Below are 8,554 nucleotides of genomic sequence, written 5' to 3'. Positions count from 1 at the left end.
CCCAAAATGAAAGCCAGCGCCTTTAGACGCTGGCCAGTAGCAGGGGCTTATAGCCCCGAGCAAACCACCCGTTTGACGGGTGGTAGTGATTATGCTCCCGAACGGACTCGAACCGCCACTACTGGCGTCGGAGGCCAGCGCTCTATCCATTAAGCTACGGGGGCAATTATTAGCCAAAGCTACAGAGCTGAAATCAGTCTATAACAAAGGTGATAACCTCAAAAGTATAGAACATTCCGCTAAAAAATTCAAGGGAATAGCGGAGAAACTTCACTGTTAAAAATTTTAAATTGCCTCGATAAAAGAAAAAAGAAAAAATTTCTATTCATTTACCCACTGCTTCTTGAAAAAAATTTCCCATTTGCTATAATAATCATATTGTACAATTTCAGAAGGGGTGAGTCTATGCAGGAAGATTTTTTGACGAAAATACGCTCTGCTTACAACCAATTTACCAAGGCAGAGAAGAAGGTAGCGGACTATATTTTACAAAATCCCGATCAGGTTCTGTTTATGTCTATTTCTGATTTGGCGGAAACCTGTAAGGTGGGGGACACCTCGGTTTTCCGTTTTTGTAAAACCATGAATGTGAAGGGCTACCAAGAATTTAAGATGACTCTTTCTCTATCCATGCGTGGTAATGGAAAGGACAGCAAGGAGGGGGAAGGAGGCAATGTTTCCTTACAGGATGACAATATTGCGGAGCTTGCCGGAAAGGTTCTGGAGGAAACCATTGATTCCATTAAGGAGACTCATTCTCTCTTGGACTTTAATAAGGTGACGGAGGCTATGAATGCTCTTTCCAAGGCAAAACGAATTCTGTTCTTTGGTGTTGGGGCGTCCATGCTGACCGCGATGAAGGCGATGAATAAGTTCCATCGTATTGAGCCGAAGGTTTATTGTTCAGAGATGGTGAGTCAGCAGCTGATGAGTGCCGCAACTATGGAGAAGGGAGATGTGGCCGTGATTTTCTCCTATTCCGGTGCGACCAGAGATATTGTGGAGATCGCGAAGCTGGCGAAGGAGTCCGGTGCAACGGTGGTATCTATCACCCGTTTTCAGAAGTCGGAGCTTACGGAATATACGGATATTTTATTGCTTTCCGGAGCCAATGTGGGTTCTCTGCAGAAAGGTTCCACCTCCGCAGAAATCAGTCAGCTCTTCCTGGTAGATATTATGTACACCGAGTATTATCGGAGACATTACGAGTATTGTAATCAGATTCTGGAAAAAACCACTGTGGCTATCAAAGATAGGAATTAAAGGAAGCGGTCAAAGGATTAGGCAATCCAAAGCTATAGTTCCCAAAATCATTATAGTTTGATATGAATCATAGTCTGAATCATAGTCTGAATCATAGTCTTTATAAAAAATAGGTCTGAAATGGGAGAGAGTGTACTCCGATTTCAGACTTATTTGCCTATTAAACTATCTTATCCGTTTTTCTCTAAGCTGTCCCGAAGCTCTTGAATCTTATCCCGATACAGGGCGGCATCTTCGAAGTTTAGTTCTGCAGCGGCAGCCCGCATTTTCTTACTAAACTCGCGAATCATCTTTTCAATCTCTGCCCTGGACATGGATTCCACATCCTTTTGGAAGCCCTTCTCATCATCTCGGAGCACCTTGGAGATGGCAATCAAATCTCGAACCGCCTTCTTGATGGTGGTAGGGGTGATGCCATGGGCTTTGTTGTATTCTTCCTGAATCGAACGTCTTCTCTTGGTTTCGTCAATGGTACGCCTCATGGAGTCGGTAATGGTATCCGCATACATGATAACATGCCCCTCGGAATTTCGAGCAGCACGACCAACGGTCTGAATCAAAGAGGTTTCGGAACGAAGGAAGCCTTCCTTATCCGCATCCAAAATGGCCACCAGCGTAATCTCCGGAATATCCAGTCCCTCTCTAAGCAGGTTAATGCCCACCAAAACATCAAACTTATCCAGACGCATATCTCGGATAATGGCGGCTCTTTCCAAAGTATCAATATCGGAATGGAGATACTTAACTCTTACCTTTGCTTCCTGCAAATATTTGGTAAGGTCCTCTGCCATTTTCTTGGTAAGGGTGGTGACCAGAATCTTATTGCCCTTGTCGGTTTCCTTATGGATTTCGGAAAGTAAGTCGTCAATCTGTCCCTTGGTGGGGCGCACCACGATTTCCGGATCCAAAAGTCCTGTAGGACGGATAATCTGCTCTGCCCTTAGGATTTCATGCTCCGCCTCGTACTCTCCGGGAGTTGCGGAAACGAAGAGCATTTGGTTGATTTTTCCTTCAAATTCACTGAAATTTAAAGGTCTATTATCCAGAGCGGAGGGAAGACGGAATCCGAAGTCCACCAGAGTGGTTTTTCGGGATAGGTTTCCATTATACATTCCCCGAATCTGGGGCAGGCTGATATGGCTCTCGTCTACAATAATCAGGTAATCCTCCGGAAAGTAGTCCATTAGGGTGTAGGGAGGCTCTCCGGGCTGGGCAAAGTTTAAGTGTCTGGTGTAGTTCTCGATACCGGAGCAAACCCCGGTTTCCCGAATCATTTCCACATCAAAGTTGGTTCGCTCGGAAATACGCTGGGCTTCCAAAAGCTTTTCTTCACTCTTAAAATAGGCTACCCGCTCATCCAGCTCTTCCAAAATATTTTTGCAGGCAATCTTCATTTTCTCCATAGGAATAACGTAGGGGGTGGCAGGGAAGACCATGCAGTGCTCAAGCTTCGCCTTGCCCTTTCCGGTGAGGGCATCAATCAGCTGAATTTCCTCGATTTCGTCTCCGAAAAACTGGATGCGATAGGCCTGTTCGCCTTCGGATGCGGGGAAAATGTCTACAATGTCCCCCTTTACCCGAAAGGTTCCGCGGCGAAAATCCATATCGTTTCGGTTGTACTGGATTTCCACCAGGTTCTTAATCAATTCATCTCTATCCCGCATCTGTCCGGGACGGAGGGAAATGGCCATATTTAAATATTCCGTTGGGGCTCCCAAACCGTAAATGCAGGAAACGGAAGCCACCACCACCACATCCTTACGCTCGGAAAGAGCTGCCATGGCGGAGTTTCGTAATTTGTCGATTTCCTCGTTGATGTCCGAATCCTTCTCAATATAGGTGTCGGTGCTGGGAACATAGGCCTCCGGCTGGTAGTAATCGTAGTAGGAAACGAAGTATTCCACTGCATTTTCCGGGAAAAATTCCTTCATCTCGGAGTAAAGCTGTGCCGCCAGAGTCTTGTTATGGGAAATGATGAGGGTGGGCTTTTGGATTTGTTGAATCACATTGGCCATGGTAAAGGTTTTTCCGGAGCCGGTAACACCCAGCAGGGTTTCAAACTGGTTTCCCTCCTGCAAGCCCTTCACCAGTTTTTCAATGGCAGCAGGCTGGTCCCCCATGGGGGCGTAATCCGAATGCAGTTTAAATTCTCCTGTAAGCTGTGATCTATCCATAAAACTCCTCTTTCTAAAGCGATGTACTTAAGCTTAAAATCAGCACGTTATTTCTAGTATAGCAAATTCATATATGTTAAAAAAGAAATTTACAGTAGAATAGAGGAGAATATAATGCGGGGTTTATCGGCGGGAGAGTCTTGCGCCCTAGGAGAGCAAGCATTTAGTGGCTATAGAGTCTTGCACCCTAGGAGAGCAAGCATTTAGTAGCTATAGAGTCTTGCGTCTTTGGAGGACAAGCATTCAACAGTGAAAAAGTGTTAGAAGAGAAAGGAGCGAAGATGCAGTATTCCATTTGTACGTTGCCGGGGGACGGAATCGGACCGGAGATTGTAAGAGAGGCCAGAAAAGTACTGGAAAAGGTGGCAGAGCTGGAGGGCTTTAGCCTTCAGTTTACGGAAAAAGTCTTTGGGGGTGCAGCCATTGATTTGTATGGAGAACCTTTGCCGGAGGATACTTTAGAGGCTTGCAAAGCTTCTGAAGCGGTGCTGATGGGAAGCATTGGGGGAAAGGTGGGCGTATCCCCCTGGTATTCTTTGCCGGTGGAAAAACGCCCTGAGGCAGGCCTTCTTTCTCTTCGGAAGCAGTTGGGCCTTTTTTGTAATCTTCGTCCTGCGAAGCTTTATAAGGAGCTTCGGGATGCCTGTCCTTTGAAGGAAGAAATCATTGGAGATGGTTTTGACATTATGATGATTCGAGAGCTTACCGGGGGCTTGTATTTCGGAAAGCGCTCCATTACCGAGGAAAATGGAGAAGAGGTGGCTAGAGACGAGCTGATTTATCGGGCCCATGAAATCGAAAGAATCGGACGTATTGCATTTTCCCTGGCAAAGGCAAGGGGGGGCAAGCTTTGCTCCGTGGATAAGGCCAATGTTTTAGATAGCTCCAGACTTTGGAGAAAGATTTTCACAAAGCTGGGAGAGGAAGAGAAGGAGGTGGAGCTTCGCCATGCCTTAGTGGATTCCACTGCCATGGAGCTTGTGCGAAATCCGAGAAATTTCTCCGTGATTGTTACCGAAAATATGTTCGGAGACATCCTTTCCGATGAGATGGCGGAGATTGCCGGCTCTTTGGGCATGCTTCCCTCTGCTTCCTTAGGGGAAAATGCCTTTGGGCTTTACGAGTCCAGCGGCGGCTCCGCCCCGGATATTGCAGGACAGAATATCGCCAATCCCTTAGCCACCATTTTATCCGCAGCAATGCTGCTGGAAATTTCTCTGGGGGAGAAGAAGGCGGCAAAAAGAGTGGAAAATGCCGTGGAAAAGGTATTGGCACTGGGGGGCAGAACCAAGGATATCTTCTCCGGAAAAGAAGGGGAAAAGCTTTTGTCCTGTTCGGAAATGGGGGATTTTGTAGTGGCTCAGCTGTAAAGTTCTAGGAACCTTGTTTGTCAAAAAAATAATAGAATATCTTTAAAAAATAGGCAAAACGGAAAAAGCTTGTAGCGACGCCGATTTGCCTTGCTTTATGTGGGGGCTCTCCGTATAATGATATAACGGCGTAAGCCATGAGAATAAGGAGAGTGGAATGGATAATAATAATGATTTTAAAGGCGGTGAGAATGGAGGCTTCTCTAACTGGGGGCAGACGGTTCTCATCGTTTTAATAGCGGCAACAGTAACCTTCTTTATATATACGGTAGCCCAGCGTTTTATGACCAAGGGCATGTCTCAGGAATTAAGCTATAGTCGTTTTCTTTCTATGGTGGATCAGGATTTGGTGGCCAAGGTAGAGTGGGGAGACGGACAGATTACGGTTTATCCCAAGAGCAGAGTGAAGACAGAGCAGCCGAAGGAAAATCCAAGTAAAGAGGAGAAGGAAGGCATTGCCAGGGATGATGATGAAGGAAAGTCCTTAAACTTTGATACGTCAAAGGAAGAAAATTCTTTCTCTGAACAGAATTCCTCACTGGCGCAAGATTCCTCTAAGAATAATGAGGAAGGTCGCCAAGAGGGCGGTGTAAAAACGGAAGAGGTTTATTTTAAGGAAGATATTTCCGAGAGAACCTCTTGGGAAACTATCCTGGGGATGATTTTAAAGAATCATTTGAAGAGGAGAAATAATGCAGGATCCGACGGCTCTTCCGGGCTGACTCAGGGGGAAAGCAGAGTCTATTATGTGGTGCCGGTCAATGCGGATGCCGCATCTTTGGTGGAGCGTCTCTATAGACACAATGTGGAGATTTACAGAAAGAGACCGGATAATTCCGCCTTTTTGATGCAGATTATTGTCAGCATTGTACTGCCCTTTGTTTTCCTGATTATTCTGATGAACGCCATGGTGAAGAAGATGGGAACCTCCGGGGGAGGATTCTCCGGAGTAGGAAAGTCCAAGGCGAAGATGTATATGCAGAAGGACACCGGCATCAGCTTTAAGGATGTGGCAGGTGAGGATGAGGCGAAGGAAAGCCTTGTGGAAATCGTAGACTTCCTGCATAATCCCACAAAATATACTTCTATCGGTGCGAAGCTTCCTAAGGGAGCCCTTTTGGTAGGACCTCCGGGAACCGGAAAAACTTTGCTTGCCAAGGCTGTGGCGGGAGAGGCCAATGTGCCCTTCTATTCTCTTTCCGGTTCGGATTTTGTGGAGATGTTCGTAGGTGTGGGAGCAAGTCGTGTAAGAGATTTGTTCCGGCAGGCAAACCAGACTGCGCCTTGCATCATTTTCATTGATGAGATTGATGCCATCGGTAAGACCAGAGATACCCGTTACGGGGGCAATGATGAAAGAGAGCAAACCCTGAATCAGCTCCTTTCCGAAATGGACGGCTTTGATGCAGGGAAGGGAATCATGGTTATGGGGGCTACCAACCGTCCGGAAATCCTGGATCCGGCTCTGCTCCGTCCGGGACGTTTTGACCGTCGAGTAATTGTAGAAAAGCCTGATTTAAAGGGAAGAGTCAACATCTTAAAGGTGCATGCCAAGGATATTAAGCTGGATGACAGCGTGGACTTTGACGAAATCGCCCTAGCCACCAGCGGTGCGGTGGGAGCGGATCTTGCCAATATGATGAACGAATCCGCCATCACTGCGGTAAAGAACGGCAGAGAAAAGGTTAGCCAGAAGGACTTGTTTGAGGCGGTGGAAGTGGTTTTGGTGGGTAAGGAAAAGAAGGATCGTATCCTTTCCCAGCAGGAGAGAAAGATTGTTTCTTACCACGAGGTAGGACATGCCCTTGTGGCAGCAGTGCAGAAGCACTCTGAGCCGGTACAGAAAATTACCATTGTCCCAAGAACCATGGGAGCTCTGGGCTACGTTATGCAGGTGCCTGAGGAAGAAAAATATCTGAATACCAAGGCAGAGCTTCATTCCATGATGGTGGAATGTCTGGCAGGTAGAGCCGCGGAGGAAATCGTTTTTGAAACCGTAACCACCGGAGCCAGCAATGATATTGAGAAGGCGACGAAGATTGCCAGAGCGATGGTAACCCAGTACGGTATGTCCGAGAAGTTCGGCTTAATGGGACTTGCCAGACAGGAAAATATGTACCTGGGAGGTCGGGCTGTCTTAGAGTGCGGAGACGATACTGCTACAGAGGTGGACCAGGAAGTGGCACGCATTCTGAAGGAGTGCTACGAAGAGTCCAAGAAGATTTTGTTGGAGAATCGTTTTGCTCTGGATGAGATTGCAAAGTTCCTGATTGAGAAGGAAACCATTACCGGAAAAGAGTTTATGAAGATCTTTGCCGAAGTAAAGGAAAAGGAAGGAAGAGAAGAGCATCCGGAAAGTCCTTCAGAGCTGAAAGAAGGAACAGAGGAAAATGAGGGCAAAGAGGAAGGACACTCCGAAGCCTAAGAGGCAGACGCTTCTATAGATAAACCGCATTTTCTGAAAGAAATGTACGAAAAAGGTCTGTCAGAGTTCCTTCTCTGGCAGACCTTTTCCCTATGATAAAATACCATATATGACTATGCCCGGTCTCTAAGGACGTACTTCCATAATATCTGAAACAGTACAGGAAAACAAAAGGCAAAGCTGTCGTATGGTTTCTGTAGAGACCGGTAGGTTTTTCTTCAAACGATGCAGCAGTGCGGCAGAAACTTTGTGGTCTTGAATAAGACGATATTGGCTCACTTGTTCTCGTTCAATCAGTCGCCAAAATGGGGCATAACTAATCACATATACTCCTTTTAGAATGAGAAAAGGAAGACAAAATATAAAGAATTCTTCTATCTTGTATAATTTTAACATTACTATGCAGATTCGTATAGAAAGGAATAGACAAAATGACTTTTCTTTTCCTCTTAATTCTCCCCATACTCCTGCTTATCTATTCTCACTGGGAAAGAAATCAACTCAGAGTGGAGAGGTATAGGATTTCTACTGACAAAGTAAATAAAGCCTATCGTTTTCTCTTCCTGACAGACCTCCATGACAAGAGCTTTGGAAAGGATAATGCCCTTTTACTGAAAAAAATCGAGGAATTAAAGCCTCGATGGATTTTCATTGGGGGAGATTTTCCTATAAGCTATTCCGGAGAAAAAACGGCGGAGAGAGATGAGGTGGAAAATTCCTGCCGTTTGCTGTATGCTTTAGCAGAAAAATATCCTCTTTACTATGCCTTTGGAAACCATGAGGAAAAGTTGTTTAGTAAAGAGGATTTTCAGGGAAAGCAGCAGGCCTTTCGGAAGGCTTTGGAAAAGGTGGAGCTCTTAGAAAATCGTTCCCTGCGCTTAGAGCAGGACTTAGAGCTTAGCGGTTTGTCCTTGGATTTATCCTATTATCGGCCTCTACTTTGGAAGAAGAAAAAGCCCTTAGGAGAAGAGGATAAGAAAAACTGGGAAAAGGCTATAGAAGCTACCGGGGAGAATCGGCCAAAAAACATTTTTCGTATTGCCTTAATGCACAGTCCCTTTTATCAAGCGGAAATGGAGGCTTTGCCGGTGGACTTGGTGCTGTCCGGACATTTTCATGGAGGAGCTATCGGCTTCCCGGGCTTTGCTTTGATGACCCCCCAGTATAAGTTTTTCGTGAAAAACCCAAGAGGCTTACGAAAAGTAGGGGAACAATGGCATTTTACCGGAAGGGGACTGGGAACCCACAGCATCAATGTGCGCTTGGCAAACTTCCCGGAGCTGGCTTGCTTTGACATTCTTCCTATGGGAGAAGCGTAAGGA

General features: G+C 46.0%; 6 protein-coding genes and 1 tRNA gene. 4 read left to right on the top strand and 3 right to left on the bottom strand.

All coding sequences use genetic code 11. The features are described 5' to 3' along the window. Positions 1-92: 92 nt before the first annotated feature. Positions 93-164: transfer RNA gene (locus RDQ32_RS05575), tRNA-Arg, on the bottom strand. A gap of 241 nt (positions 165-405) precedes the next feature. Between RDQ32_RS05575 and RDQ32_RS05570 the strand changes: the two genes are divergently transcribed. Then, positions 406-1,263: a MurR/RpiR family transcriptional regulator gene (locus tag RDQ32_RS05570; RefSeq protein WP_308579432.1), complete on the top strand. Its 858-nt coding sequence runs from the start codon at positions 406-408 to the stop codon at positions 1,261-1,263. Between the two features lie 170 nt (positions 1,264-1,433). Here the strand turns inward: RDQ32_RS05570 and uvrB are convergent, their stop codons facing one another. Further along, positions 1,434-3,437 carry an excinuclease ABC subunit UvrB gene (uvrB, locus tag RDQ32_RS05565; protein WP_183683140.1) on the bottom strand — a complete coding sequence of 668 codons (2,004 nt, stop codon included), beginning with the start codon at positions 3,435-3,437 and terminating at the stop codon, positions 1,434-1,436. Between the two features lie 281 nt (positions 3,438-3,718). Here uvrB and leuB point away from each other — a divergent pair, with 281 nt between their 5' ends. Continuing rightward, the gene (gene leuB, locus RDQ32_RS05560) at positions 3,719-4,807 is read left to right on the top strand and encodes a 3-isopropylmalate dehydrogenase (protein WP_308579431.1); all 1,089 of its coding nucleotides are present in this window, start codon (positions 3,719-3,721) and stop codon (positions 4,805-4,807) included. 157 nt (positions 4,808-4,964) lie between these two features. Next, positions 4,965-7,232 (top strand): ATP-dependent zinc metalloprotease FtsH, encoded by a 2,268-nt coding sequence (ftsH, locus tag RDQ32_RS05555; RefSeq protein WP_308579430.1) that lies wholly within the window; start codon positions 4,965-4,967, stop codon positions 7,230-7,232. A gap of 126 nt (positions 7,233-7,358) precedes the next feature. On the opposite strand, the gene RDQ32_RS05550 is transcribed toward ftsH, so the two are convergent. Then, the gene (locus tag RDQ32_RS05550; RefSeq protein ID WP_183683130.1) at positions 7,359-7,556 is read right to left on the bottom strand and encodes a helix-turn-helix transcriptional regulator; all 198 of its coding nucleotides are present in this window, start codon (positions 7,554-7,556) and stop codon (positions 7,359-7,361) included. Positions 7,557-7,738: 182 nt separating this feature from the next. Here RDQ32_RS05550 and RDQ32_RS05545 point away from each other — a divergent pair, with 182 nt between their 5' ends. Then, positions 7,739-8,551 (top strand): metallophosphoesterase, encoded by an 813-nt coding sequence (locus RDQ32_RS05545; RefSeq protein ID WP_308579429.1) that lies wholly within the window; start codon positions 7,739-7,741, stop codon positions 8,549-8,551. Positions 8,552-8,554 lie beyond the last annotated feature (3 nt).

It is taken from the genome of uncultured Oribacterium sp., assembly GCF_902481605.1.
GTDB classification, from domain to species: Bacteria; Bacillota; Clostridia; order Lachnospirales; family Lachnospiraceae; genus Oribacterium; species Oribacterium sinus.
Note: the sequence above shows the minus strand (reverse complement) of the source record. Positions and strands in the feature narration are given on the sequence as shown.